The organism is Acinetobacter sp. Ac_5812, assembly GCF_013072695.1.
In the GTDB taxonomy this organism is placed as follows: Bacteria; Pseudomonadota; Gammaproteobacteria; order Pseudomonadales; family Moraxellaceae; genus Acinetobacter.
The window spans coordinates 482,445-508,563 of sequence record NZ_LXUK01000022.1 but is presented as its reverse complement, the minus strand read 5'-3'; the positions used below and the strand labels follow the sequence as shown (position 1 = coordinate 508,563).

Below are 26,119 nucleotides of genomic sequence, written 5' to 3'. Positions count from 1 at the left end.
CTACGGAACAATCACAGACTTAACGTCTGTTTGTGAATAATTTCTTTGGCAGCACGTATACCTGACTGTAAAGCACCATCTAGATAGCCACTCCATTCAGTTGCCGTTTCTGTACCCGCCCAATGAATTCGATCGACAGGCTGTCTGATACAATCACCATAAGTGGTCATCACCCCTGGTGGCATATGTGCAACATATCCCCCTTGAGACCACGCTTCAGTGAGCCAGTCTTGTTCCACATACTCCAAAGGATGCGCTGCTTGTTGACCAAAGTAATAAATAAAATCTGAAATGACCCGTTGGCGACGTGTCTCACTATCAAGTGAACTTAACTCAATTGCATAATCACCTTCGATCAAGCCGAGTAAAACCCCATGATTTGCTCCTTCAGGAGATTGATCAAACACAACGCTGACTGCTCGATCTGTCGCTACCACAGCGCCATTTAAGTTTTGTTGCTTCCAAAAAGCTTTGCTATAGGCCAAATGAACTTTAATCACAGCACCCATAGTCATACTCTGTAATAACCGTTCACGCTTTGTAGGTAGCGGTGGTGTGTAATGAATTTTGGATGCGAGTACAGGCGGTGTGGCAATGATGATGTTTTTTGCCTTATAGCTTTGGGCTCTACACACAACTTTGACATGATCTGCATGCTGCTCAACGGCTAAAACGGGTGAATTTAAGATTAAGTTATCTTTTAATTGATCTGCAATCAGTTTCGAAATTTGCCATGCCCCCCCGATGAATTTATCTTGCTGTGCCCCACCTTCAGTTGAGATGAGAACTTCAAGTCCATGCGCTTGTCTAAAGTATTCGAGAAAAAACAAATAGGATAACTGAGAGCTATTACAACAGAAGAGTGCCCCTACGATGGTTCGCATAAAATCTCGCGCACCGTCTGTGAGCACATGTTTTAACAACCAGCTTTCGACCGACTCTGCATCCCATTGCTTCGCTTGTGCTGCTAACCAAGGTTCTCCATTCGGTAATGATTGAGCTTCTTTATTCCAACGACGTTCAAGTAGCGCAATTTCAAGCAGTGAAGCAATTGGCAGCTTGGGGATATTGGAGCGATAGGATTTGACTAAACCATTACGACTGACCAAGCTCGCGCCTTTGATAAATTGAGGGTAGGTTTTGACACCTAGTTCTTGGGCCTGTGCCAATAACAGTTTTTGTTGCGGACCAACCCATTGCCCACCTAGATCAATGGTTTCTCCATAAATTTCCCCTGCTTTTGAGCGACCACCGACACGATCACGCGCTTCCAGAAGCAATACATCTTTACCCGCTTTCTTTAATTCCAATGCTGCTTTTAAACCTGCTAAACCAGCACCGACCACGATTGCATCCCACGTTTTTTCAGTTGTTTGAGTATCCATCATTATTTCCTGCTATTAAAATTATCATTCATATTTTAATGAACGCGTTCATTAAAATTAAATTTGATTTTATGGAACGTGTTCACTAAAATCAATAGCTATGGAAAATAATCAAACAAAAGCACCTCGCCGTGGACGTCCTCCTCGCAGTCAGGAACAAATCGAAGCCAATCGGAATGTGATTATTCAGGCGGCCAGAGACCTATTTGCAGCACATGGATACGAAGGTGTATCTATGCGTAAAATTGCAGCCCAAGCAGATTGTTTACCCGCAACGCTCTACACTTTATTTCCGAGTAAAAGACAGTTATTGCACCATATTTGGGAAGTGATTTTTTTAGATTTAATGCTTGAACTGGAAGAATGCTACAACAGCAGTCCTGAATCGGAACGACTAGAAAAGCTGTGTACAGCTCAAGTTGATTTTTGGTTAAACAGACCGAATGATTGCAGAGCAATTTTCCTTATTGAAGATCATCCGCAAAATGCAGACGAACATTATTTTGTCGATGCTTCGCAAGCAGTCCCTCAATTAGAAATTTACACCCGTGCGATTCAGGAAGCACAAGCCCGTGGTGAAATACGTGCAGGTGATGCGAACGAAATCAAGAACGTTCTACTCTGTAGTATGTTAGGGATTACCTTAAGTCTGATTGGTATTCCCGAATATCCTTGGGGAAATCCGAATACCTTAAAAGAAATGACGATCAGCGCGCTGATTAAGGGATTGAGCTAAGGAAAAGATCATGGCTAAAGCAATTACCCCAGAACAAATCCCATATTTATTCCAAACGGCTTGGAATGAACATGATATGGCTGGGTTTGCCTCGCTATTTTGTGAGGATGCAAGCTTTGTAAATCGCTTTGGGCACTATGTAAAAGGTATAAAAGAAATTGTTGCCTTGCATCTTCCTATTCATGAAACCATCTATCGCGATTCGACCCATTCAGAATGAAATCTTAGAGCTGAGTCCAATCACAGAGGATGTGGTGATTATCCATTTTTGGAGCAGATTAACAGCAGGTCTAGCTCACCCAGTTGGTGTACATCAGGTAGATACTTTAATTCTTGCCGTATTGACCAAGCAGCAAGAATCTTGGCTGATTCGTGCCTTAGAAAACGTAACCCTCACCAATCCAAGAACTGGACAAGCAATCTTAAGAGATGACTAAAATTTAGAGACTACTTTATTTCCATCATTAAATTCTTATGCACTAAACCATCATTGTGGCAAGGCATGCTGCTTGGCATGTAATTTTAAAATTTGTCTTAATTCCAGAATTGCTTCTGGTTTTTCTTGAATCGAATGCCCACCTTGGATGATTTTTTCAGATAAAGCCCCCTCTAAATGTGAGCTGGTATATGGCACGATACCATCGGTCATTTTATCGGGGTCTTGGCTTTGCGTGATATTACCCATGATTGAATGGTAGGCTAAACCCTTTATCGGTTGAATATCCTGAGTCATTTTCATAAATTTAGACTGATAGCTTAAATCACTTGGTCCGTTTTCAATGATGCCTGAGGAAAGATTATTTTTCATTTGCTGTAAGTCAATTTTCTTTTCTGTGACCGCAACCTCGGCTGCAGTTAAAAACTTGCTGGGTAAATGAATAACTTTGCGTAACGCGAGTGTAAACCAGCGATCTGCATAGGCCGTACCTTTATGCGGTGTTGCAATAAAAATAACACGGTTAATTTGATCAATTGGACGGAAGATAAAGCGCTTACTGACGGCGGGTGAGAAAATAAAATCATGTGCTTGTTCGTTATTGATGGCATCAACAGCCTGCTGACGGATATCACCCTGCCCCATGATCAGACGACTAATAATGCCGCCCATACTATGTCCAATCAGAACAGCGTCAGACATTGCAGCGTCTTTAGGATCATGCATTGAAAATGCCTGTTTCAACAAGGCATAAATTTGAGCGCGGCTTTCTAAAATCGGCATGTTGGTGGAGTAGAAAACCTGCCAAACCTGATATTGCTTACGTAAGTTATCATCCCCTAAAATATCATTCGTCAGCGTAATCCACGCTTCAGGACTGCTTGCTAAACCATGGATAAAGATAATAATTTTTTTATTCGGTTGATATGGCTCCAACATGAATAAATGTGGCATGCTCAACTGTTCTTTACGATCGATCAAGCTCTTGTAGCCTGTACCACCTAAGTTATTTTCAGCTAACCAAAGACCATATGGTGCTGATTAATTAGCTGTTAATAAATAATTCCCACCCGCGACCTGAACCTCATCATGGCGAAAAGGATCAATCAGCTTGATTTCTAATGCAGCATCTCGAAGTAAATCTTCAACTTGAGTCTGTTTTAATGGTTGTGCTACAGCAGTAACAGATAAATACCTTGCTGCATGAATATATGGATTTTCCTGAGCAGCATAAAAGGTTTCTGGATCATAAATATAATCGGAGCTGAATGGCTGCTTATTCTTTGCAACCAACACAAATTCAGAACCAAAGCCATCTCGACGATTGACGCTGTAAAATCCAGAAAAACGCATATTGTAACTCGATTGTAATAACTGAATATCTGTCATTGCTAATTCTGGATAATCATCGAAATTGAAAGAATAAAGATGCTGATTAATGAGCAATTGTTTTGGAAACTGAGTGAATTGATAGCGTAAATAAGCCGTCGTGATCAATCGTGAAAGTGCCACATTATAAAAAAGCCGAACCTGCGTTTGCCTCTGATCAAAAATACGCTGTTGAGGTGTATGTTGCGTTTCAAATAAATAGGCATAGCTAAAACGGATACTTTGATCAAGTGAAGTCAGTACTTGATCTAGACATTGATTTTGTTTCGTTAAATGCTGTCTTTCCAATAACGATACATGACATTTTTTTTCTTCACTTAACCCTAAAGCATGAGCCAAATATACTTCACTGGCTGCAGCATAACGCTGTTCATTATTATCAGTTAGTTTTTTTTCTAAAGTCTGTACACATCTATCGGGCTGATTGATACATTCATTGGCCGAAATACCGGCAAGAAGCAAAGTATTTTGTGAAGCATCGCTTAATTGAGGTCGCGTTAAGATGCTTTGAGTTTTATCGGTTAAGGATGCACTTAAACTTCGTTGTTGAAGTTTGACGAGCTGGCAGGCAGATAAGCTGTAAAAGAGACAAAGCATAACAATGCCCTTTATTAGCGTATTTCTATTGATTACCATGCGATACAACCTCATACATCATGATTTAACAACAAAGCACTGAATATATATTAACTCTGTCCATTTAAGTTTCAGGCTGAACAAAACGATGATGAGCTGCAAGATAAGCCAAATAAAGCACAGGAATGATAAAGAAAGCGACACTCCAAAAATCGAGGTAAACATAAAGAATCGCACCCAGAAATGCACCCACAATAAAACCAACAACAATGCTTAAACTTTGCAATAATTTCTGTTTATGTTCAGGGCTGGCTTGTCTCATATAATTTGAAATATCGATCCCTAACTGGGTGGTATTTCCTGTCATCATGGTACTTGGACTAATGTGTTTAATTAGAGTTTTACTTGATGTGTTTCGAATTGCCAAGGCAATTAAACCCAAACCACCTGTAAGTGCGACTGTAAGACTATTTGCATTGTTGAACGGTTCGAAATAAAGCCCAGACAGCATAAAGCCCGTTAAAAAAATGGCTTCACCAAGAAATAGGTAACTCAGCGTCTTACTCTTTTGAGCACTACGATCGATACAATATTTAGTGATCGCCACTGTCACAATGAACAATGGAATCGCAGCAAGTTTAATCCAGATACCAGACCCACCACTCACCCATGCCGCACCAGCCAGTACCAAGTTTCCTGTCACATGTGCAGTGAAAAAACCGAACAGTGCGATAAAACCTATGGTATCAATTGCACCGCCAACGACAGTGAGTAACACAGGATCTCGACAACTGTCCCATAAGCTCAAGGGTTGTTTTTTTATCATCTCATCCATCTTCTAATTCCTAAAAAACAAGCCTATATTCGGCTAAATTTCAACTGATCAAATTTCTTAGCGCAGGAAGTAATTGTTCACCGATCACCATTCCTAACAGTCCACACAATGCCACTAATGGTGGTGCTGGTGATTTAACATTCAACAAGTAATATATGACACCGACCAAAAGCCCAGCAGCTAAAGAGATCAAATACATTTTCATCGTGCTTTTCCCTAGATTTCACTTAAAATAAAGTGAAATCTATCTGCGGTTCCAAGTTAAAAAGCGAAACAAGAGCAGCCCAATGCACCCCAAAAAGACTTTTTGTCTTTGTCATTAATGGGCACATCCAGCATCCACGCATGGCTATGCCCATGCATACCACAGCTACTAGAACACGCACAGGTTGCAGAGCTACTTTGTAACGGTGATAACGAAGGTGCATTACGATTTTCTGACCGTCGCCATTGCCCACCGAAACGTTTGACTGGTGACCAATCTGGTGATGCTGGTGGAATCGATGGATCTTGATCCTTAAACTCTGCGCCTGCATAGACAATTTTGCCATTCATCACCGTCAGAACAGACTCAATCCACTGAATTTCATCATCTTCCACAGCAAAGTAGTCATCTGAAAGCACTATCAGGTCAGCAAGCTCACCTGAACTTAATGCACCTTTGTGCTGATGTTCTCCAGAGAACCATGCAGAGCCTTTGGTCCAGAGCTTTAACGCTGTTTTTCTGTCTAATAGATTTTGTTCATCATAAAGTGGTAAACCACTGACTGTTTTGCCTGTACTTAACCAACTTAAGCAGACCCATGGATTGTATGAAGCAACACGTGTAGCATCAGTACCTGCACCGACAGGCACACCTAACTCCAGCATTCTTTTCACAGGTGGAGTCGATTTTGCAGCGTCCAGACCATAACGCTGAACAAAGATCTCACCTTGATAGGCCATACGATGTTGAATCGCGATACCACCACCCAAAGCACCAATCCGTTCAATATTTTGATCTGAAACAGTTTCAGCATGGTCGATAATAAAACGCGTCGCAAAAGGTTGTCTGCCATTTACGCGTTCGAAGACATTCAATAAGCGATTAATACTTTCATCATAGGTGGCATGAATACGAAATGGCCATTTCTTTTCAGCCAACAACTCAACAATGCTTTCTAGTTCAGCTTCCATCTTTTCAGGCAGGTCTGGCCGCGGTTCGTAGAAATTTTCAAAATCTCCCGCAGACCAAGTCAGATTCTCACCCGCACCATTGACCTTAAGAACATTATCTCCATCACCAGGGAATGTCATCTCGGTCCATTTTTTATAATCTTCAAGTTCTTCTCCTGCTTTTTGCGCAAACAGGTTATAAGCAATCCGAACTGTCATTTGATCATTATTATGCAGTGCTTGGATCACCTCATAGTCATCAGGATAGTTTTGGCCGCCACCACCCGCATCAATTGCGGAGGTAATACCTAAACGATTTAGTTCACGCATAAAATGACGCGTAGAATTGACCTGATCTTCAAGCGGCAGTTTCGGTGCCTTGCCTAAAGTTGAATACAGAATCATTGCGGATGGTGTCGCGAGAAGCAGTCCTGTCGGCTCACCCCTCTCATTTCTCTCAATCTTTCCACCTGGTGGATCTGGCGTATCTTTATTAAAACCCAGCACCTCAAGCGCAGCACGATTCAACATGGCGCTGGCATAAAGATGTAACACGAATACTGGAGTATCTGGAGCTGCTCGATTTAACTCTTCCAGCGTTGGCATTCTTTTTTCAACAAACTGAAATTCAGTCCAACCGCCCACCACTCTAACCCATTGTGGAGCAGGCGTATTCTCTGCTTGTTCTTTTAACAGTCTCAATGCATCTGATAGCGAAGGAACACCTTCCCAACGCAACTCCATATTATAGTTCAGACCACCTCTAATAATATGCAAGTGGCTATCATTTAAACCCGGAATTACGCGACGACCATTTAAATCAATCACCTTGGTTGTACTGTTTGATAAACGCATGATGTCATCATCACTGCCCGTTTTTACAACTTTTCCATCAGCAATTGCAATTGCTTGCGCTTCTGAAATCTGTTCATCAAGGGTGGTTATTTTGGCATTTCTTAAAATCAATTGAACGTCTGACATCAGTCATTCCCTCCGAATCTAGCCTTATTATTTTCAGTTGTAGATACTGAAGGCATATCATGCCTCCAGCATTTTTAATTATTTCACTGCAATTGGCGCCAATACTTCATGTGGTGAAGTGGTACGTTCTCCCGTCTTATGTACCATGGTATATGCATAGTCGACACCCATCCCATAGGCACCTGAATGTTCCCGAACAATATCCATCACTGCATTATAAGTATCACGGTTTGCCCAATCTCGTTGCCATTCAAGTAAAACTTGTTGCCATGTCACTGGAATGACACCCGCTTGGATCATTCGTTGCATTGCATAATCATGCGCTTCTTTGCTGGTACCACCTGAAGCATCTGCAACCATATAAATTTCATAACCACCTTCTAGCATTGCACTTAAAGCAAATGAGTTATTACATACCTCTGTCCATAAACCTGAAACAATCACTTTTCTGCGTTTATTATTTGCTAATGCATCACGTACTTTCTGATCATCCCAAGAGTTCATTGAAGTACGTTCTAATAATGGTGCCTGAGGAAATACATCTAAAAGTTCTGGGTAGGTATGACCTGAAAAGCTTTCGGTTTCAACAGTTGTAATGATGCTTGGAATATTAAAAACTTTAGCCGCTTTGGCTAAACCGACTGTATTGTTTTTAAGTACTTGACGATCGATCGACTGTACGCCGAAAGCCATTTGCGGCTGATGGTCGATAAAAATAATTTGGCAGTTTTGTGCAGTTAATAGTTCTAAATTTGAATGGCTCATATTGAATTTCCTTGTTTATCGATGTTTTCTGAACACAGGATTAATATTGCAAATTAAGAAAAAGAACACAGCAGTATTCTTAAGACGAATTGTTCTATTTATAAAACAAAAATATTGAATTTATGTGATATTTCCTACTTATTGAAACACTGATAAAGATTATTTGTGTATGGCATTAAAGAAAAAGACCAGCTAATAGCTTAACTGGTCTTTTCAAAATATTCGTTTTATCTTTTATAGATATAGAGAATGTCTATATTTTTAAGTAAGTTAGAAATTTACGGTCCATGACAACTGAGCTGTACGCGGTGCACCAAGGAATAAGTAATCATCCCCAGCAAAATTACCAACATCTCGCCAGTATTTTTTATTAAATAGGTTATCTACATTTAATCTCAAGTTATTGTTATAACCATAAGCACGGAAGTTATAAGCTGTACCTGCATTAAACACTGTATAGCCTGACACTTTTACAGTACCTGTTTTTTCTGCATATTTACTGCTGCTGTATTGCATACCAGCCAATAAGCGTAACCCTTCCACTTGTGGGAGTTGATAAGACAGATAACTGGCAAAACGCACAGCAGGTGTATTTTGAGTTTGATGACCTTGATATTCGTTAACCTGTATATCTTTTAAACGTGAGCGTGTGAGGGATAAAGTCGATGTAATATCTAAATTTTGTCCTAAACTACCCTGTGCCCCAAGCTCTAAGCCAAGATTATGTCGCTTGCCATCTGTAAGATAGTAATTATCTGAATTGGTATATTGGTTGTCTTGTTTTAAATCAAATAAGGCTGCCGTGAAAAGTAAATTTTGCCACTGCTGTTTAATCCCTACTTCATACTGAGTTGAATGCAACGGAGCCAGAGTTGCATAAGCATTGCCTTCAATCCCTTTATCAGGATTACCTATAGCATAAGCAGGTGCTTGAGTTCCATCACTTAAACCTTTGGCGTATGACGCATACACATGAGTACGTTGCCAAGGCTGATACATCACTGCAAACTGCGGCAAAAAGCGATTAAAATTAGTGTCTCTGATTTTGTTGCCTTCTGCATCATAAGCATCTTCATTTAAATGCAAAAGCTTTCCACCCGCCAAAACTGACCAATTGTTATTAAAATCAATCTGATCTAATACATTCAAGGCTGTTTGCTGACTATTTAATGATGTGTAATGATTGCCTAAAGCTTTTTCACTTGGTGTATATGTTTCGGGATCATTATAAATATTTCCTGTTAATTCAGGGTCTCGGAATATAGCATCATATTGTGCATGACGTTTGTAGCTGTGTGACAACTCTAAACTGAGCTTATGTTGCCAAATTCCTGTATTAAACGTGCCATTTAGTCCAGCTTTAAATTGATTAGTTAAATAGCTATCGTCCGGATTTATATAGTCATAAATATCGTAGTTACCATTTTCGTCAAAAGTACTCCCTTTCGTTTGGCATGCGTCTGTATAACATCCCCATGCAAATGAAGAATAATCATCGACCACCACTCGACTTTGTGAAGCACTTAGGTTGGTAGCCCATTTATTATTGATTTGGTACGTATATTTTAAGCCAGTATTTAGGCTTTCATTGGTGACGGGTTTGCTCCAACTTTGATAACCAAGTAATCGGTCCCAATCAATACCTGTAGGCACAGTTTTACCATCAAGTAATTGATAACCCGGTACAGAACGTTGACGTTGGCGTTGAGACTCTAGATCAAATTCGAGTTTTGAACGATCTGAAATTTTCCAGTCCAAAGCAACGGAGCCAAACCAACGTTGTCCATTGGCATGCTCGACATAAGGATGAATTTCTTCTTTGGCGAGATTGACTCGATAGCCAAATTGCTGATCTACACCAAGCAAACCACCTAAGTCTGCGGCTACACGATTACCGCCATGACTGTCTGTTTCCACGGTGATAGAACGAATCTCTTTGGGACGTTTGGTCACATAGTTAACCACACCAGCAGGCGTTGACATGCCACTTTGCATGGCACTAATACCTTTTAAAATTTCGACCTGTTCTTTATTTTCAAGTGCAACATTTTGCTCACCTCGTAACAAGTTACCATTCAATAAGTAACTTGATCCTAGATTTAAAGCAAAGCCACGCATAACAATATTTGGATAATAACCAATAGGTGCATAACCATCGCCTGCCGCTGCATCATTCTTAATAATATCTGTTAATGTTTTAGCATGCTGATCTGCAATTCGCACAGCAGTTACTGTGCTGATAGAGGCTGGAATTTCAGCAAGATTTTGTTGAATAAAACCCGATAAATTAACAGTCGGTTGATAATAAGAAGCCCCTGCTGTTTGGGCTTTTACTGTAATAGGTGCTAATCGCGGTGTATCACCCTCAGTTTCTGCATAGGCTGATATGGAACTTAGCCCAAGACATGAAAAAGAACCAACCGCCAATAATGCTTTTTGTAAACGAGAAAATGGATACGTTTTCACAGTCGTTGTCTAACCCCAAAAGATAATCTTACAGCATGAATTTTACGGGCTTGAGTATTCACAATTTTCCCAAATTGAACAAGCATGTTATGCAACATATCTCAATTTTTTATAAAATTTTTCGATACAAAGTTAATGAAAGAAATCAATGTTGCTTGAGTTTTGTATAAGCCTTCACATTTTTAATGTAGAATCATTCTCAATTAAAATCCCGTCAATTTAAAAATAATCTCAGGCTAAGATCAAAGGAAACAAGATGATAAAAGATAAACTGTTCAACCGAAAAAATGAAGTTAAGCACCTCATTCCACTTTTATCAATAGGTGGATTTATCTTTTTATCCAACTCATCTTTTGCTGCCTCAGCGACAGAAACTGTAAATTCTGAGAAAGGCTCAGAAGTACTGCCAACTATTACCATTACAGCTTCACGTGCAGATGAACTGTCTTCCTCAGCAAAGCAAGTCACCAAATTAGATGAAAAACAAATTGAACTTCTGAAAAATTCCTCATCAGGAAACATTGCCACTGTACTAGCAAAAATAGTCCCAGGTTTATCTGATTCAAGTCGTACCATTACCGATTATGGACAAACTTTACGTGGTCGTAATGCACTGATCTTAGTCGATGGTGTACCCATGAATTTAACCAGAGATACCTCCAGAGGGCTTTCTGCAATTGATCCTGAAAGTATTAGCAGTATAGAAGTCATCCGTGGCAGTAATGCCATATATGGCAGCGGTGCAGCTGGAGGTACAATTTCCATTACCACAAAAGCTGCAGGTGGTGAACCTACAGCAAAAACAGTGATTGGACTGCAAAGTGGCTTAACTAATCTTCGCTTAGATGCCTTGAGTGGTGACATCCATCAATATTTTTCAGGCAGCCTAAATAACTTCGACTATGCATTAGACTTTGGTTATCAACGCATTGGTAGTCCATACGATGCACGTGGAAGACGTGTTGCGCCTGAACCAAGCCAAGGGGATCTATTTGATGCAGATGCCTACAGCATCGGTACCAAGCTTGGTTACCACATTGATGACAATCAATATCTTCAGTTTGCCGCAAATTATTATAATGCTGAACAAGACTCAGACTATGCATCTGATCCTAGTGTCGCCCTACTCTCTGCCGGAAGCGTTCCTGCGAAAGCAATCAAGGGGATCAAACTAAAAAACCAGAATAAGAACGAAAATCAAATCTACAATTTGACCTATTCCAATAAAGATTTTTTTGGCAACAAAGTAGATGCTCAAGTCTATTACCGAGATTTCTTTACTCGTTTTGCTCCATTTGATGCCCGTAAAGTGCCAACACGCGGTGAACAAGTGGATCAGGTATACCAAGAAAATAATGTGCTGGGTAGCCGTTTAACGGTCAATACACCACTTGAGTTCTTAGGCGACACCTCAATTGTTTGGGGCGGTGACTTTAGCCGTGAAAAAAGTGAAATGCCATTAGATACTTTTGATCCCAAAATTTATGATCAGTCTGGTGGTCTGGAATTTGTCAAAAATGGAAAACTGATTTATTTACCAGAACTCACCACTCAAAGTATCGGTGGATTTGCTCAATTAAAGCACCGTTTCAGTGACCAATGGTCAGCGGAAGTAGGTACACGCTATGAAGATAGCTATGCCAAAATTGATAGCTTTATTCCATTATCCCAACTGGGCAAAACTAATCCATATACGGTGCAAGGTGGAAAAGTTAAAGCAGATGCTTGGCTGTACAACGCGAATGTCAGCTTTGCACCAAACGATGAGCACTCGATTTACGCCTCCTTTAATCAAGGTTTCCAACTCCCCGATGTTGGTATTGTCATTCGAAATGCTAACGTAGGCTTTAACCTAGCCTCTTCATTTTTAGAGCCAGTAAAAGTGGATAATTATGAACTTGGTTGGAATGGTCATTTTAAGAATTTTAGTTCTAGTTTAGCGGTGTTCCATTCCAAATCAGATCTAGGCGGTGTTCAGTCTTTTAACAATGGTTTAGTGCTGGCCAGAACCAAAGAAAAAGTGACGGGTGTTGAAGCAACGCTTGACTATCTTGACGATGCTAAAGTATGGGGAACTGGTGGTAGTATTACTTGGATGAAAGGTCGTGAAACACCGCAGAATAGTAATACCGAGCAAGATATGACAGGTTATCGTATCCCACCGCTAAAAGTCACAGGCTATATTTCTTATAGTCCGACCGATACGTGGACCAACCGTCTACAAGCCACATATTTCGGTGCAGAAGATTACCGCTTAAATGGTGTGAATAGTTTTGGTCGTTATGATGTGAAGTCATATACAACTGCAGACTTACTCAGCAGCTTTGCACTGAATAAAAAGGACACAATGACCATTGGCTTAGAAAATATATTTAATAATCAGTACTACCCGCTCTATAGCCAACTGATGAGAAATAGTAACAATACCAGCCATTTGGTCGCGAATGGTATAACGCTCAAAGTGTCTTATAGTCATAAGTGGTAATTTAAAGAGTAATAGCCGCTCAAAAGCGGCTATCTTTTACTTTGTTGAATTTCTTCAGCTTTAATACTAAATTAGATGGCTGCATCAAATCCATAAATGAATCGCAAATGGTCCAACCAGTACCATCAAAATACCTGCAATCACCATGGTTAAACTTGCGATCACGCCTTCTTCACTGCTACGTTGCTGTGCTCTTACCGTACCAAAACCATGTGCTGCATTACCAAATGCTGCGCCGTTTGCCACATTAGAACGGATTTTGGTAATGGCTAAAATGGCATCGCCACAAATCATCCCAACCAAGCCTGTAATCACTGTAAATAAAGACACCAAAGCGGCTGAACCATGAATATCTTCTGCTAAAATCATGGCAAAAGGTGTTGAGATAGAGCGTGCCATCAGACTATTGGTCACTTCAGGGCTAAAATGAAATAACTTTGCCATCTCGTAGGCCGACATCACACCAACACTCATCCCAACCACAATCGCAATCGACAAGACACCCAAGTTTTTACGAATCGTTTCTCGATAACGGTAAATTGGCACGGCGAATGCCACTGTTGCTGGTCCGAGTAGATTTACAATCCACTGCGTATCTTGCGCGTAAGTTTGATATGAAATGCCAAAGATCGCCATCAACAGAATCGTGACTACAGGCACACTAATCGCAGGAGATAACCAGAGCTGAGGATGCTGTTGATAGACACGCTTTGCCACAATGTATGCAAGCAGCGTCCAGATCAAGCAAACAATTGACCAAATATTCATATTGACTGCCTTAGATGTGCTTATGCTGAAAGCGTTTACGTATCTGTAAATAGCTTTTTAAGCGGTTGTAATAATGGATGGTTAAACAGGTGCTTAACATAACCAGAATAGTACCGATGGCAATACTCAATACAATTTGCCAGCCTTCTGTCATAAACAGGCTTTTATATTGCACGACGGCGACCACCACAGGTACAAAAAACAGCAATAGCTCACCTAAGACAAAGGTAGCGCCCATTGCCACTTGATCCATCTTAATTACTTTAAGAAACAGGCTGAAAAGCAATAGAAACATACCCAATATCCCTGCTGAAATTGGGATACCCAGTTTCTGGTTTAACACATAACCTGCCAACCAAAATGCAGCAAGAATCAAAATTTGTTTAACTAATGCCAACAGTGAGTTTTGTGGGAGAGATTCAGAAACAGCTTTGGTACTCATTTAACAACATCAAATGGTGAACAACATGATTATCTTATCCACTGTACATCGATATAATATGAATTATTCATGCTAAAATTATGCCTAAATGGAATAATTTTAGATTGACTATGCTTTCTCTCAAATCATTACAATGCTTTGTTCATTTGGTTAAAAGCAAAAGCTTTACCCGTACTGCTGAAGTGCTCTCCCTAACGCAGCCGACCATTAGTAAAATGCTGCAGCAGCTAGAAGAACAACTACAGGTACAGCTTTTTGTGAAGCCTGAACATGGCCGAAAAAGACAGGTTGAACTGACTGAAATTGGACAGCGTGTTTATCAACATGCTTTAGAATTGCTGCAAGCTGAGCAAAATATCTTTTTTGAAATTGAAAATTATCAACAATTAAAAACAGGGACCTTAAAACTCGGTGTGCCACCCCTCGGTTCGCAACTCCTCACTACTGCCCTGTTTGATTATCATCAGCAATGGCCAGATATCGAACTTGCTTTTCTCGAAGTCGGTTCTCGAGGGATCGAGCAAGCCTTATTGAATAACGAACTCGATGTCGGTGTGTTATTACAGCCCTTTGACCATCAAATTTTCAACAGTATCGAACTGTGTGATTACCCACTGATGGTGCTATTGCGACGAGATGCAACTTGGGCAACTCGGAAGAAAATAAATTTGGAAGAACTGCAACATCAATCCTTTCTGATGTTTCCTGAAAATTTTTCGCTCAACAGCATCATTCTTGAAGCCTGCCAACAGCACGGTTTTTACCCCACTATTGCTTGTCGTACCAGTCAATGGAATTTATTGGCTGATATGGTGCTACAACGTATGGGCATTGCCTTACTGCCACAATATTATACCGATATGCTCGATCCCCAATTATTCGCAGCAATCCCTCTGGAAAAGCCCAACATTCAATGGCATTTGGCCATGGCATGGAAAAAGAACCTTCCCGTCTCACCTGCAGTACAAGCATGGCTCAGTGTGATTCATCAACATTTTCAAAAGATTAAGCCTACGTTAGAGCAGTGAAAAAGAGGAATAACATTCTCAGAAAAATGAATAAAGCTTTGCCACAAAAAAGCTACCCAATCTTAGGTCAGCTCGCCTAGACTAGAATGATCTGTTGATCATATGGCAAATAACAATGAGTGATTCAAACTATATCCCCCCGCAAGTTTGGCAATGGACTGGAGAAAAATCTGATTTAAATCAACCCACGTCTGGCAGCCGCTATGAACATATATTACCTATTGGTAAACATCCGCTTCAATTGTATTCATTGGCAACGCCAAATGGCCAAAAAGTGACAATCCTGCTCGAGGAACTGTTAGCCTTGGGATATCAAGATGCCGAATATGATGCATGGTTGATTAAAATTGGAGAAGGCCAACAATTCAGTAGTGGCTTTGTCGAAATTAATCCGAACTCTAAAATTCCAGCATTGGTTGATCGTAGCCAGAACCCGCCATTAAGAGTTTTTGAATCAGGTTCAATTTTGCTTTACCTAGCCGAAAAATTTAAAGCCTTTATCCCGACAGATCTTGCTGCACGTACTGAATGTCTAAACTGGCTGTTTTGGCAAATGGGCAGCGCACCCTACCTCGGTGGTGGTTTAGGACATTTTTATGCTTATGCACCCGTGAAAATTGAATATGCGATCAACCGCTTTGCCATGGAAACAAAGCGCTTATTGGATGTTTTAGACCAACATTTAGCAAAACACGAATATTTGGCAGGAACAGAATATTCAATTGCAGATATTGCTGCCTTCCCTTGGTATGGGAGTATCGTCAAAGGCTGGGTTTATAACGCCGATGAGTTCTTAGCTGTAGATCAATATAAACATGTACAACGTTGGGCAGATGCCATTCTGGCGCGTCCTGCGGTGCAACGAGGACGAATGGTTAACCGTACTTTCGGAGACTTGAAAACTCAACTGCATGAACGCCATGATGCAAGTGATTTTGATACCAATACGCAAGACAAACTTCAATAAGAAAAATTTAAGTCAAATTTTTATGCTAGTTCGCTAGCATAAAAAATTTAGACGCAACTCAATGAAAGAAATAGCTTACTAAAAATTAAGCAATATCTTATATGGTGTACACATGAACCTGTATCAATTGTCTTTTCGAATCCTCCCCTTATTTATGTGTATGGGTCTTAGTTCATCAATTTGTTTAGCAAAAAACTTATCGCTTTTGTTGGATAAAGATTTGCAAGAATCATTAATTACAATCAATGGAAAAGAATTTATTGAAAAGAACCAAATAAAGACACTTGCCAATAAAAGCTATCAATATTTTTCGGTTAAGAAAGAAAATGGAATGGTTTATGAAGCGTATATCAGACAATGCGCTGATGATTACTTAAAAAATCTTGATAAAAAAGAAACAAAAGCATTCGACATCTGTACTCATGAAGTTATGGATAGTTTAGATGAATTAATGAACCAAACCAAAGCCTTGCATATACATTTTACAGGTACGCAATATGTCTATGATGGCGATGAAAACTCTACCCTGTTCCATTATTATTCTTTTGTTCATATTAAAAATTACTATATGACCAATGAGCAAAAACATCCAATGTATGGAGTAATATATCGCTGTAAAGTGAAAGCTGAGACAATGGGATTAGAGAAATTTGTTGAATATGCGAAAAGTAATTGTGCCAACACAATGGCTGTATCAGGAAATGAGCACCGATAATCCCATGTATTGTGACTATTAGTCCTTGATTTAAAATGCTCATCGGACTGCAATAGCTTATTCATTAAAGCAACTTAAGTATGTATAAAGTAATATTTTACCTATCAATGTAATCAATATAAAAGCACATATTTTATCATAACAAATTGTATAAAAAAGATTTTTCAACCAATCATCAAATTTATTGCGACATTTTATCTATTCAAAAAAGTCAATCAATTGCACTATTTTCGCTATTTTGTATTTCAGGATTTGGCTTTATTCTGAAGGATAGAATGGAAAAAGCATAGAGACATCCTGACCTAGGATGTCTGGATTCAATAGATGGGAGCAGTGAGTTGAGTAATATATTACAGTCTAAAAATGATGGGATACAATTTCCAATTCAATCCGGCAAACAGACTCCCAGTACAACAAATACAGCAAAGAAAATTTTATATGCCGCATTGAGTAGTGTTGATTCTCCACTTGCATCACAACTTAAAGCAGAAAAAAATTGGAGAAAAAAGTACCCTGCTTACTTTCAAGAACTCGTTAAAACAGGAATCAGCTCGGTACATTATCCATTACTCATTGCTCAAAATGGTCTAGATGCAGCTAAAAGTCTCTTCACATTTAACCGAGCTGGTCAACAATCGACTTTAGAGCAAGCAATGTCTAATATTGAAGACCAACCTTTTGATAACTATGTCTTAAAGGGTGTAGGTAATTCTGCGATTGAACCTTGGTATATTCCTTTCAATGGAGAAAAATTACAGGGACAAGCATTACTCAAACAAATAGATCACTGGGAAAATCAAAAAGTTATCGAACCTAGCCATGCAAAAGCACTGCGCCTACTTCAAGCTCATCCTGAATGGTTTGATCTATCTTCACGGACTATGGTGTTGTTCGGTGCAGCTTCTGAAGCGGGCCCCCTTAGTTGGTTGGCAAAATGGCGTGCCAATATTATTGCGATTGATTTACCAAATCCTAAAATCTGGGAAAAAATTACTCAAACAGTTCAGCAAGGTAATGCGACATTGATCGCTCCACAGATCAGCTTAGCCAATAAAGAGAAACAGCTCGGTGCCAATCTATTAACCCAAACTCCAGAAATTGCGAATTGGCTGAATACCTTTGCGGAAACCTTAGATCTTGCAGGAATTGCATATTTAGATGGTGAAAAACATGTCCGTGTTTCAATTGCTATGATCAGCATTATGGAGCAAGTGAGCAAACAAAAAGCGGATAGTAGTATCATGTTTATGCTGACACCAACTGATATTTATGCGATTCCAAAAGCTGTAGTGAATTCCATACAAGAAAAAACTCAACAACGTCCAATGATAGAAAAGTTACTCACTCGATCTATTCACAATATTTCCTTGACTAACTTCTTTAAACCAAATGCAAAGCAGTTAATCCAATCTGATAATGGTCAACAGTATGGTATCTCCGATTGTATGGTCATTGAACAAGGGCCGAACTACGCTCTTGCTAAACGTCTACAACAATGGTTTGCAATACGCAGCCGTGCACGTGGCCAAAAAACGGTCATCAATATTGCGCCCTCTACAACAACCCACTCCGTGGTTAAAAACCCAATTCTCAAAGCTGCCTTTGCTGGTGCAGATTTATTTAAAGTAGAAACATTTAGTCCAGAGACGACCAATGCCATCATGGCAGCACTTTGGGTACATGATTTAAATAATCCAGAAAGTGCGACTAATCCAAGCAAACAGCTAAATCATCCCTTAGAGTTGATTATGGAAAATGCCAATCATGGCGGCTTGTGGCATGTACCTTACTTGGCGCGAACTGCTTTGCCCTTTGCAGCTGCATATGGTTGGATAAGAGAAAAGTTCTAACAAAAGGCTATTTTAAGTTGAGCGAGAAAATGTCGAAAGCATTCTCGCGCTCTTATTTTACGCACAAGTTATTGCAAATAATTATCATTACTATGCATAATTAATGAAATTTCACTTAATTATGATAGGTAAATTGACAATGACTAAGCAAAAAGTGACTTCAAACGATAACAATATACTCAAACAAAATGATCATATGAGAAATCTCGAACAGACCGAGATGACAATTACTGCAATTTCAAGGCCATTCCCAAGCATTTTAAGAGTTCACGGTAAAATTAATACAAATCAACCAGATATATGGGATAAGCCAAATTTAGCTGTCCGTATCGAGGTTTCTGAAAATTTAACCCGTGTTTACACGATTCGTGCATTTAATCATGATCTTCAAGAAGTAGAAATTGATCTGATCGAACATGAAGATGAGAGTCCTGCAATGCAATGGATACATCAAGCAAAGGTAGGAACAACAACTCAACTGATTGGACCAAGGCCGCATTTTGTTCCAGATTTTGAGGCAGAAAAGCATATCGTGATGTTTGCCGATGAAACTGCCCTACCTGCGCTTTATTCAATCTTGCAACATTGGCAAAACAATATTACTGCAGATATTTTTATTGAAAGCCATGATGCCAATATTTGCGACTATCTACCACATCAACAAAATGTCCAAATACATTTACTGCAAAGAGAATGCCAAGATCAAGCAGGAAAAATGGGGCTGTTGCTTAAAGCTGCTTACCAATTCAAAAAAACAAATAACCTAGGTGTTTGGGCTGCATGCGAACGGAATGAAGCCCGAGCAATTCGCAAATTCTTTTTGGAGGAAAAATCACTGCCTAAAAAAGATGTACAAGTGACAGGTTATTGGAATGTTGGTCTTTCAAGTACAATTTTAGATGAAGTTCGGTTGGAATATTATCAAAAGCATTTGGAAGCAGGAAAAACCCTAGAAACATTTGATGATTTAGATATGCCTGTATAAAAACGTTAGAGATTAAACAAGAGAGTTTTTAACCTCTCTTGTTTTTCATCGATATTTATCAGAACTAAATTTAGTTGTTTTGAGTCATTTCATCCCATTCTAGAAATGGATTGTCAAAGCTTTTCCACGCATTTGCCCCGAGTGCCATTTCTTCATCATTTAATAAGCAAGCATTGAAACTATGAATCAGTTCAGACTGATTCATTTCCATTCCAATCAAAACGATTTCTTGTCTGGCATCTCCTGTTAGATCGTCCCATTTCTTTTCAATAGCTTCGCGACTTTGTTGATCTTCTGGCCAATGTTCATCTGGTACAGCTGCCCACCAATAACCTGCAACCCCATGTCTCGCCATAGCGCCAGCTTGAGACCAAGAACCCGCAAACTCTGGGTGAGATGCTAACCAGAAAAAGCCCTTTGAACGAATCACCCCAGGCCATTCAGATTGGACAAAATCAAAGAAGCGTTGTGGATGAAATGGTCGTCGAGCATTATAGACAAAGCTGCTTATTCCATACTCTTCGGTTTCTGGTTGATGTTCCCCTCTAAGCTCTTTTAGCCATCCTGGTGCTTGAGCTGCTTCGTGAAAATCGAATAAGTGCGTATTCAATACAGACTTAAGATCAACCCGTCCGAATTCTGATGTTTCGATTTTTGCTCTTGGGTTAAGTGAATGGAGAATTCCAAATAGTCTGGCTTTTTCTTGTTCGTCGACTAAATCGACTTTATTCAATACGATTACGTCACAAAATTCAATTTGATCAATTAAGAGATCGACGACATTCCGTTGATCTTCTTCACTTAATGATTCTCCTCGAGATTGTAAACTGTCTAGCGAACTATAGTCTTTTAGAAAATTATAAGCATCAACCACGGTCACCATTGTATCTAGTCGGGCAAATTCATTTAATGAGATACCATTTTCATCTTCAAAAGTAAAAGTTTCAGCAACAGGTAAAGGCTCAGAAATACCTGTTGACTCAATCACCAATTGGTCAAAACGTTGATCCTCGGCTAAACGGCGTACCTCAAGTAATAGATCTTCTCTCAAAGTACAGCAAATACAGCCATTACTCATCTCAACCAATTTCTCATCTGTTCGTGATAGCTCTGCTCCACCTTCTCGGACTAAAGCAGCATCAATATTAATTTCAGACATATCATTAACAATTACAGCAACTTTCCTGCCTTCTCGATTGTTTAAAATATGATTCAGTAGCGTCGTTTTTCCTACGCCCAAAAAACCTGATAATACTGTTACAGGAAGTTTTGATGGAGTGGCTAAAGAATGATTCATTGGCGTTCTCACTGTTTAAGTTTTTTAGAATCCATGCTTAAAAGCACGGAAGATTTAGATCTAATATTCTTTAATGATTAGGATTGAGAATTGGCATGTTTTGCTTTCATTTGGTTTTACCCATCGTGTTGAATCGTGAGATAACAGAATTAGAAAAATCTTTCATACATGGTGATGATGTATAACGATGATCCGCACCCCATGTACGATAACCAGCAGCATCAATATGGATTTGTCCTGATTCATAGACACCCAATCCCATATGCAGTGTTTCACCGTGATCTAACCAAAATTGGCAAAGTTTCAGTTTCGTTTCTTGGATGAATATTTGCTGTTTAGCATCTGGGTTCTGATCGCCAATTCGGAAATCTAAAGCTGCATTAAAAACATGTCTTGAACTTCCAGCTCCACCAGCGCACCGATTTAATAAATTATTTCGATAAACGGATGTCACTGTGAAATTTTGAATCACGTGCTGCTCAACCAACTGATTCAAAATATTCAGTGTTGGAATAATGTTGTTCCAAAGTTCTTGATGAGGAACTTCATATTCATTGGCATGGCACTTTTGCCAATCCTTAGCAGTCTGTAGAAATTCATGGTCAGGAATATAAAAAACCAGCCCCTTATTTTTTAAAAAAGTTTTATAGGCCTTTATCTGCTGCTGATGTTCAATTTGGCCTGACCATTTTAAATATGAAGATGGGGCCATGTTTTGTTGTGAAAAATCAGATATTTTATTGATTTTATTATTAAAAGATGAAGTTTTAATAATGGAGTTAGTCGTTTGTTTAGGGTTTTGCGTATTGTATTGACATGCTGAAACACAAAAAATAAAACCTAAAAGATAAATATTCCTCATGTCGATACACCACCACCCTGTCATCAAAGTACAGATGGCAATTTCATCACCATCAATTGTTATGTTATAACATAACAATTGATGGTGCAAGCACAAACATTAAACAAATACTTGTAGATGCTTAGGGCTGAGCCTGATCTCCTTTTATTCTTCGACGAATTTCTTCACGCCACTTTGCAGCATTATCTTGTTGCTTATTCAACACGACACCAAGCATATAAGCGGTGACTGCTGCACCAATCAATGCAATACCACTTTCATAGACGATATCAATGACAAATTCAAATATGCCTTCTGATAAAAAGCTCAATGCACCTGAATATTTAAGAAATTTTGCAATCGCAACAATCACAATGCCTAAAAGTGCACCAGCCCAGAGAAAAAATTTATGGATATTGATCGGGGCAGTTATTTCATCAATTTGATCAGGATATTCACGGTAGTATTCCACCTCTTCATCCGTAACTTCAGGCGAAGATTTGAAGAATAACCGCATAAAAAGTGCATCATGATCTAGCTTTAAGCCTTTTTTCATTCTCATCATCTATATTTTTAAATTAATAACATATTAGCTATTTTTGATTTGCTAATAAATAAACGCTTAAGCTAAACATTTTAGGCCTATCATAAAAAAATTATTAAAATTATTAAAATTATTAAGAAAAATTTAACGATAAAAATGCACAAAAATCCATCTATAGTGATGAAATTAAATAATTATTCATGTAAAAAATTTATCATTATTCATTAAAAATAATTAAGTATCCTCTTTAAAAAAAAGATTTCTTTGTTATAGTATTTCTCCAATGGTTTCCATAAAGAGATCAATCGGGTGTTGATGCTTGGAAGATTGCTTGGGTTCTATGCAATCTTTTTACAAATCGCTGTGTTCTTACAGCCATTGCTGCCAGAGAAATATCAAGTTTCTCCAGTATGTGAGACTATTACCCAAATTTTATTACAAGACCATCATTCTACCTCTGCATTCCATAGCCATCATATAGTGAATCAGCATGATCATATGCTTAACTCACCACATGATATGGAACATCAACAGCATAAATTTTCAGCTGAAGCGAAAACACCGTTTAGTCAGCATCATCACCATGATGCCAACCACCAATGTCAATATTGTGTGGTGTATAGCCATGTACTCCCTTTACCTGATCTTGATCTGCGACACATACTGATCAGGATTCAGGTTCGTTTTCTGGCCTTTATTGAAAACTATTTCCATGTTTTCTTTCAGCTTCAACAACTTTTTCTCACCCCTCAAGGTCGAGCACCTCCACTCTTAATCTCTTTCTGACTTGAAGCTCAAAACTGTTGGGTTTTGAAAAACTTATATTTTCAAGAGATTAGAGTAATGTTTTGTTTTTTTAATCATACCTGTAAATTGGTAGGAACATCTGTAGCTATACCTTTAGCTCATCAGTTACAAGATGAGGTGTGGTCATGACTTTAGGTTTTACCGCACTCGAACTGGCACGCATACAATTTGCCTTTACCGTTTCTTTCCATATTATCTTTCCTGCCATTTCGATCGGATTGGCCAGCTTTTTAGCAGTTTTAGAATGGCGTTGGCTACGAACCAAAGATCCGATTTATAAAGATCTGTTTAAGTACTGGGTCAAAATTTTCGCAGTTGCTTTTGGTATGGGCGTTGTTTCAGGCGTGGTCATGAGTTACCAGTTTGGGACCAACTGGAGCGAATTTTCCCGTGTTGCGGGAAGCGTGACAGGGCCTTTACTCACCTATGAAGTATTGAGTGCCTTCTTCTTGGAAGCAGGTTTCCTCGGCATCATGTTGTTTGGTTGGGGACGCGTCAGTCCCAAAGCGCATTTCTTTGCCACCTTGATGGTTGCGATCGGTACCTGTATCTCCATGTTCTGGATTTTGTCCTCCAACAGTTGGATGCAAACGCCTCAAGGTTTTGCCATTGAGAATGGCATTATTGTGCCAACCGATTGGTGGGCAATCGTCTTTAATCCATCTTTCCCTTACCGACTTGTGCATATGGCAATTGCAGCCTTTATGGTTGCAGCGCTACTCGTTGCTGCAACAGCGGCTTGGCATTTACTCAAAGGCCGTCGTGATGCCTTGGTCAAGACCTCATTCTCAATGGCAATGTGGCTCATTCTGGTCTTGGCACCTTTACAAGTATTTGTTGGTGATGCGCATGGCTTGAATACTTTAGAACATCAACCTGCCAAACTTGCCGCAATGGAAGGACATTGGGAGACCAACTATGATGAAGGGATGCCGCTATACCTATTTGGTGTTCCGGATATGCAAGAAGAACGCACCAAATACGCCATTGCAATTCCAAATCTAGGCAGTCTGATCTTAACCCACTCTATGGATGGCACGGTCAAAGGCTTAAAAGACTTCGCCCCAGAAGACCGACCAAACTCAACCATTGTGTTCTGGAGTTTCCGCATCATGGTGGGCTTAGGTATGCTCATGCTTTTGCTTGCCTTCGCTGGTGCTTGGCTCAGAAAAACTGGAAAGCTTTTTGAAAGCAAATGGTTTCACCGCTTTGCATTAGTGATGGGTCCGTCAGGATTTATTGCTGTACTCGCAGGTTGGTTTACCACTGAAGTTGGTCGCCAGCCTTGGGTGGTCTACGGGGTAATGCGCACCAAAGATGCGCTTTCTCCTGTTTCCGCCGAACAAGTCGGTCTCACCCTGATTATCTTTGTGGTGGTGTACTGTGTTGTGTTTGGTATCGGGATCTACTATATGCTGAAACTGATGCATAAAGGCCCGCAATTTGTTGAGGCTGTGGATCTTGAGCCCGCAGGTCATGGGCATTTCAAAACACCAATGCGTCCATTAAGTGCAGTTGATGAAAGCATTGATCAACAAGACCCAAACAAGGAGAAGCACCATGATTGATTTATCTCTGATTTGGGTTGGCATTATCGGTCTCGGTGTTCTGATCTATGTCATTCTGGATGGTTTTGATCTCGGCATTGGTATTCTATTTCCGTTCATTAAAAGCAGCGAAGAACGTGATGTGATGATGAATACCGTCGCACCCGTATGGGATGGCAATGAAACGTGGATGGTACTCGGTGGTGCGGGTTTATTTGCCGCCTTCCCACTAGTCTATTCAACAGTGCTTTCTGCTTTGTATATGCCGATTACCCTGATGGTGATTGCATTGATTTTCCGTGGTGTTGCTTTTGAGTTCCGTTTTAAAGCCAATCGCACCAAATATTTATGGGATCAAGCTTTTATTTGGGGATCAATTCTAGCCAGCTTCCTGCAAGGTGTGATTTTAGGGGCTTATATTCAAGGGATTCAAACCACCAATGGTATTTTCTCTGGTTCAGGCTTGGATTGGCTGACTCCTTTCGCCTTATTCACTGGACTAGGTGTGGTTGCTATGTATGCGGCATTGGGCTGTGGCTGGCTGATTATGAAAACCGATCATGAATTACAAGACCAGATGTACGCGATGATGCCAAAATTGATCATCTTACTATTTGTGGTCTTTGCTGGGGTGAGTTTATATACACCGCTAACTCATCCTGAAATTGCAGCGCGCTGGTTTGCCCTACCAAATCTACTGTATTTTAGCCCAGTACCCATCTTGGTCTTACTCTTTACATTCCTGATTTTAAAAGCATGTAAACAACGCCAAGAGTTAAAACCGTTTATCTTTACCTTGGCTTTAGTGTTCTTGGCCTTTACGGGTTTTGTGATCAGTCTCTGGCCGAATATCATTCCGCCTTCGGTCACCATTTGGCAAGCTGCTGCACCATATTCCAGTCAGAAGTTTGCCTTAGTTGGTGCTGTGATACTGATTCCGATCATTATCGGCTATACCATTCTATCGTACTGGGTGTTTAGAGATAAAGTACGGGTTGGTGATACGGGTTACCACTAGGAGGTAATGTCATGAAACTATCTAAGACACAATGGTTTATCGTACTTTGGCTCGCTGGATTCTTCGGTTTATTGGTGATTGCCATGTTCTTTAGAATATTG

At 39.7% G+C, this 26,119-nt stretch carries 21 protein-coding genes and 2 pseudogenes; 11 read left to right on the top strand and 12 right to left on the bottom strand.

The genetic code is table 11. From position 1 onward, the window contains the following. Positions 1-11 precede the first annotated feature (11 nt). A complete protein-coding gene (locus tag A7P55_RS15900; protein ID WP_171552850.1) occupies positions 12-1,385 on the bottom strand; it encodes a flavin monoamine oxidase family protein in 1,374 nt (457 codons plus the stop codon). Between the two features lie 100 nt (positions 1,386-1,485). Here A7P55_RS15900 and A7P55_RS15895 point away from each other — a divergent pair, with 100 nt between their 5' ends. After that, entirely contained in the window at positions 1,486-2,121 is a 636-nt protein-coding gene (locus A7P55_RS15895) for a TetR/AcrR family transcriptional regulator (RefSeq protein ID WP_171552849.1), read from the top strand. 10 nt (positions 2,122-2,131) lie between these two features. Then, a pseudogene (locus tag A7P55_RS15890) lies at positions 2,132-2,558 on the top strand (SgcJ/EcaC family oxidoreductase). 50 nt (positions 2,559-2,608) lie between these two features. Here the strand turns inward: A7P55_RS15890 and A7P55_RS15885 are convergent. From A7P55_RS15885 to A7P55_RS15860, 6 genes and pseudogenes are all read right to left on the bottom strand, one after another. Then, positions 2,609-4,582, bottom strand: a pseudogene (locus tag A7P55_RS15885) (alpha/beta hydrolase). 64 nt (positions 4,583-4,646) lie between these two features. Further along, entirely contained in the window at positions 4,647-5,357 is a 711-nt protein-coding gene (locus A7P55_RS15880) for a YoaK family protein (protein ID WP_171552848.1), read from the bottom strand. A 40-nt stretch (positions 5,358-5,397) separates the two neighbouring features. After that, the gene (locus tag A7P55_RS15875; protein WP_004653475.1) at positions 5,398-5,562 is read right to left on the bottom strand and encodes a DUF1427 family protein; all 165 of its coding nucleotides are present in this window, start codon (positions 5,560-5,562) and stop codon (positions 5,398-5,400) included. A 56-nt stretch (positions 5,563-5,618) separates the two neighbouring features. After that, positions 5,619-7,493, bottom strand: coding sequence for an amidohydrolase (locus A7P55_RS15870; RefSeq protein WP_171552847.1), 1,875 nt, complete (start codon positions 7,491-7,493; stop codon positions 5,619-5,621). Positions 7,494-7,571: 78 nt separating this feature from the next. After that, a complete protein-coding gene (locus A7P55_RS15865) occupies positions 7,572-8,258 on the bottom strand; it encodes a hydrolase (protein WP_171552846.1) in 687 nt (228 codons plus the stop codon). A gap of 270 nt (positions 8,259-8,528) precedes the next feature. Next, positions 8,529-10,724, bottom strand: coding sequence for a TonB-dependent siderophore receptor (locus tag A7P55_RS15860; protein ID WP_171552845.1), 2,196 nt, complete (start codon positions 10,722-10,724; stop codon positions 8,529-8,531). A 256-nt stretch (positions 10,725-10,980) separates the two neighbouring features. Here A7P55_RS15860 and A7P55_RS15855 point away from each other — a divergent pair, with 256 nt between their 5' ends. Beyond that, positions 10,981-13,209: a TonB-dependent receptor gene (locus A7P55_RS15855; protein WP_171552844.1), complete on the top strand. Its 2,229-nt coding sequence runs from the start codon at positions 10,981-10,983 to the stop codon at positions 13,207-13,209. Positions 13,210-13,293: 84 nt separating this feature from the next. On the opposite strand, the gene A7P55_RS15850 is transcribed toward A7P55_RS15855, so the two are convergent. Together A7P55_RS15850 and A7P55_RS15845 are read right to left on the bottom strand one after the other, a co-directional pair. Further along, positions 13,294-13,977: an LrgB family protein gene (locus A7P55_RS15850; RefSeq protein WP_171552843.1), complete on the bottom strand. Its 684-nt coding sequence runs from the start codon at positions 13,975-13,977 to the stop codon at positions 13,294-13,296. Positions 13,978-13,987: 10 nt separating this feature from the next. Continuing rightward, positions 13,988-14,419, bottom strand: coding sequence for a CidA/LrgA family protein (locus A7P55_RS15845; RefSeq protein WP_171552842.1), 432 nt, complete (start codon positions 14,417-14,419; stop codon positions 13,988-13,990). A 110-nt stretch (positions 14,420-14,529) separates the two neighbouring features. On the opposite strand from A7P55_RS15845, the gene A7P55_RS15840 reads away from it, so the two are divergent. The 5 genes from A7P55_RS15840 to A7P55_RS15820 all read left to right on the top strand — a co-directional run bounded on the left by A7P55_RS15840 (position 14,530) and on the right by A7P55_RS15820 (position 19,964). After that, positions 14,530-15,447: a LysR family transcriptional regulator gene (locus tag A7P55_RS15840; RefSeq protein WP_171552841.1), complete on the top strand. Its 918-nt coding sequence runs from the start codon at positions 14,530-14,532 to the stop codon at positions 15,445-15,447. Between the two features lie 115 nt (positions 15,448-15,562). Further along, positions 15,563-16,414, top strand: a complete 852-nt coding sequence (yghU, locus tag A7P55_RS15835; RefSeq protein ID WP_171552840.1) for a glutathione-dependent disulfide-bond oxidoreductase — start codon at positions 15,563-15,565, stop codon at positions 16,412-16,414. A 112-nt stretch (positions 16,415-16,526) separates the two neighbouring features. Further along, complete coding sequence (locus tag A7P55_RS15830) at positions 16,527-17,129, top strand: hypothetical protein (RefSeq protein WP_171552839.1); 603 nt, start codon at positions 16,527-16,529, stop codon at positions 17,127-17,129. A gap of 338 nt (positions 17,130-17,467) precedes the next feature. After that, positions 17,468-18,979, top strand: a complete 1,512-nt coding sequence (locus tag A7P55_RS15825) for a hypothetical protein (RefSeq protein ID WP_171552838.1) — start codon at positions 17,468-17,470, stop codon at positions 18,977-18,979. Positions 18,980-19,118: 139 nt separating this feature from the next. Next, positions 19,119-19,964, top strand: coding sequence for a siderophore-interacting protein (locus A7P55_RS15820; protein WP_171553272.1), 846 nt, complete (start codon positions 19,119-19,121; stop codon positions 19,962-19,964). A gap of 70 nt (positions 19,965-20,034) precedes the next feature. Here the strand turns inward: A7P55_RS15820 and zigA are convergent, their stop codons facing one another. The 3 genes from zigA to A7P55_RS15805 form a co-directional block, all read right to left on the bottom strand. Then, a complete protein-coding gene (gene zigA, locus A7P55_RS15815; protein ID WP_171552837.1) occupies positions 20,035-21,261 on the bottom strand; it encodes a zinc metallochaperone GTPase ZigA in 1,227 nt (408 codons plus the stop codon). Between the two features lie 106 nt (positions 21,262-21,367). After that, positions 21,368-22,123, bottom strand: a complete 756-nt coding sequence (locus A7P55_RS15810) for a D-Ala-D-Ala carboxypeptidase family metallohydrolase (protein WP_171552836.1) — start codon at positions 22,121-22,123, stop codon at positions 21,368-21,370. Positions 22,124-22,244: 121 nt separating this feature from the next. Continuing rightward, the gene (locus A7P55_RS15805; protein WP_171552835.1) at positions 22,245-22,658 is read right to left on the bottom strand and encodes a hypothetical protein; all 414 of its coding nucleotides are present in this window, start codon (positions 22,656-22,658) and stop codon (positions 22,245-22,247) included. Positions 22,659-22,961: 303 nt separating this feature from the next. On the opposite strand from A7P55_RS15805, the gene A7P55_RS15800 reads away from it, so the two are divergent. The 3 genes from A7P55_RS15800 to cydB all read left to right on the top strand — a co-directional run bounded on the left by A7P55_RS15800 (position 22,962) and on the right by cydB (position 26,018). After that, a complete protein-coding gene (locus tag A7P55_RS15800) occupies positions 22,962-23,432 on the top strand; it encodes a DUF2946 domain-containing protein (protein ID WP_171553271.1) in 471 nt (156 codons plus the stop codon). A 146-nt stretch (positions 23,433-23,578) separates the two neighbouring features. Next, positions 23,579-25,021: a cytochrome ubiquinol oxidase subunit I gene (locus tag A7P55_RS15795; RefSeq protein WP_171552834.1), complete on the top strand. Its 1,443-nt coding sequence runs from the start codon at positions 23,579-23,581 to the stop codon at positions 25,019-25,021. Then, a complete protein-coding gene (cydB, locus tag A7P55_RS15790) occupies positions 25,014-26,018 on the top strand; it encodes a cytochrome d ubiquinol oxidase subunit II (protein WP_171552833.1) in 1,005 nt (334 codons plus the stop codon). The genes A7P55_RS15795 and cydB overlap by 8 nt, the downstream gene beginning before the upstream one ends. Positions 26,019-26,119 lie beyond the last annotated feature (101 nt).

What these genes read in the sequence shown, in the direction of transcription:
- A7P55_RS15900 (WP_171552850.1), bottom strand. Translation starts at nt 1,385, where the DNA reads ATGGATACTCAAACAACTGAAAAAACGTGGGATGCAATCGTGGTCGGT.
- A7P55_RS15895 (WP_171552849.1), top strand. Translation starts at nt 1,486, where the DNA reads ATGGAAAATAATCAAACAAAAGCACCTCGCCGTGGACGTCCTCCTCGC.
- A7P55_RS15880 (WP_171552848.1), bottom strand. Translation starts at nt 5,357, where the DNA reads ATGGATGAGATGATAAAAAAACAACCCTTGAGCTTATGGGACAGTTGT.
- A7P55_RS15875 (WP_004653475.1), bottom strand. Translation starts at nt 5,562, where the DNA reads ATGAAAATGTATTTGATCTCTTTAGCTGCTGGGCTTTTGGTCGGTGTC.
- A7P55_RS15870 (WP_171552847.1), bottom strand. Translation starts at nt 7,493, where the DNA reads ATGTCAGACGTTCAATTGATTTTAAGAAATGCCAAAATAACCACCCTT.
- A7P55_RS15865 (WP_171552846.1), bottom strand. Translation starts at nt 8,258, where the DNA reads ATGAGCCATTCAAATTTAGAACTATTAACTGCACAAAACTGCCAAATT.
- A7P55_RS15855 (WP_171552844.1), top strand. Translation starts at nt 10,981, where the DNA reads ATGATAAAAGATAAACTGTTCAACCGAAAAAATGAAGTTAAGCACCTC.
- A7P55_RS15850 (WP_171552843.1), bottom strand. Translation starts at nt 13,977, where the DNA reads ATGAATATTTGGTCAATTGTTTGCTTGATCTGGACGCTGCTTGCATAC.
- A7P55_RS15845 (WP_171552842.1), bottom strand. Translation starts at nt 14,419, where the DNA reads ATGAGTACCAAAGCTGTTTCTGAATCTCTCCCACAAAACTCACTGTTG.
- A7P55_RS15840 (WP_171552841.1), top strand. Translation starts at nt 14,530, where the DNA reads ATGCTTTCTCTCAAATCATTACAATGCTTTGTTCATTTGGTTAAAAGC.
- yghU (WP_171552840.1), top strand. Translation starts at nt 15,563, where the DNA reads ATGAGTGATTCAAACTATATCCCCCCGCAAGTTTGGCAATGGACTGGA.
- A7P55_RS15830 (WP_171552839.1), top strand. Translation starts at nt 16,527, where the DNA reads ATGAACCTGTATCAATTGTCTTTTCGAATCCTCCCCTTATTTATGTGT.
- A7P55_RS15820 (WP_171553272.1), top strand. Translation starts at nt 19,119, where the DNA reads ATGACTAAGCAAAAAGTGACTTCAAACGATAACAATATACTCAAACAA.
- zigA (WP_171552837.1), bottom strand. Translation starts at nt 21,261, where the DNA reads ATGAATCATTCTTTAGCCACTCCATCAAAACTTCCTGTAACAGTATTA.
- A7P55_RS15810 (WP_171552836.1), bottom strand. Translation starts at nt 22,123, where the DNA reads ATGAGGAATATTTATCTTTTAGGTTTTATTTTTTGTGTTTCAGCATGT.
- A7P55_RS15805 (WP_171552835.1), bottom strand. Translation starts at nt 22,658, where the DNA reads ATGAAAAAAGGCTTAAAGCTAGATCATGATGCACTTTTTATGCGGTTA.
- A7P55_RS15800 (WP_171553271.1), top strand. Translation starts at nt 22,962, where the DNA reads ATGCTTGGAAGATTGCTTGGGTTCTATGCAATCTTTTTACAAATCGCT.
- A7P55_RS15795 (WP_171552834.1), top strand. Translation starts at nt 23,579, where the DNA reads ATGACTTTAGGTTTTACCGCACTCGAACTGGCACGCATACAATTTGCC.
- cydB (WP_171552833.1), top strand. Translation starts at nt 25,014, where the DNA reads ATGATTGATTTATCTCTGATTTGGGTTGGCATTATCGGTCTCGGTGTT.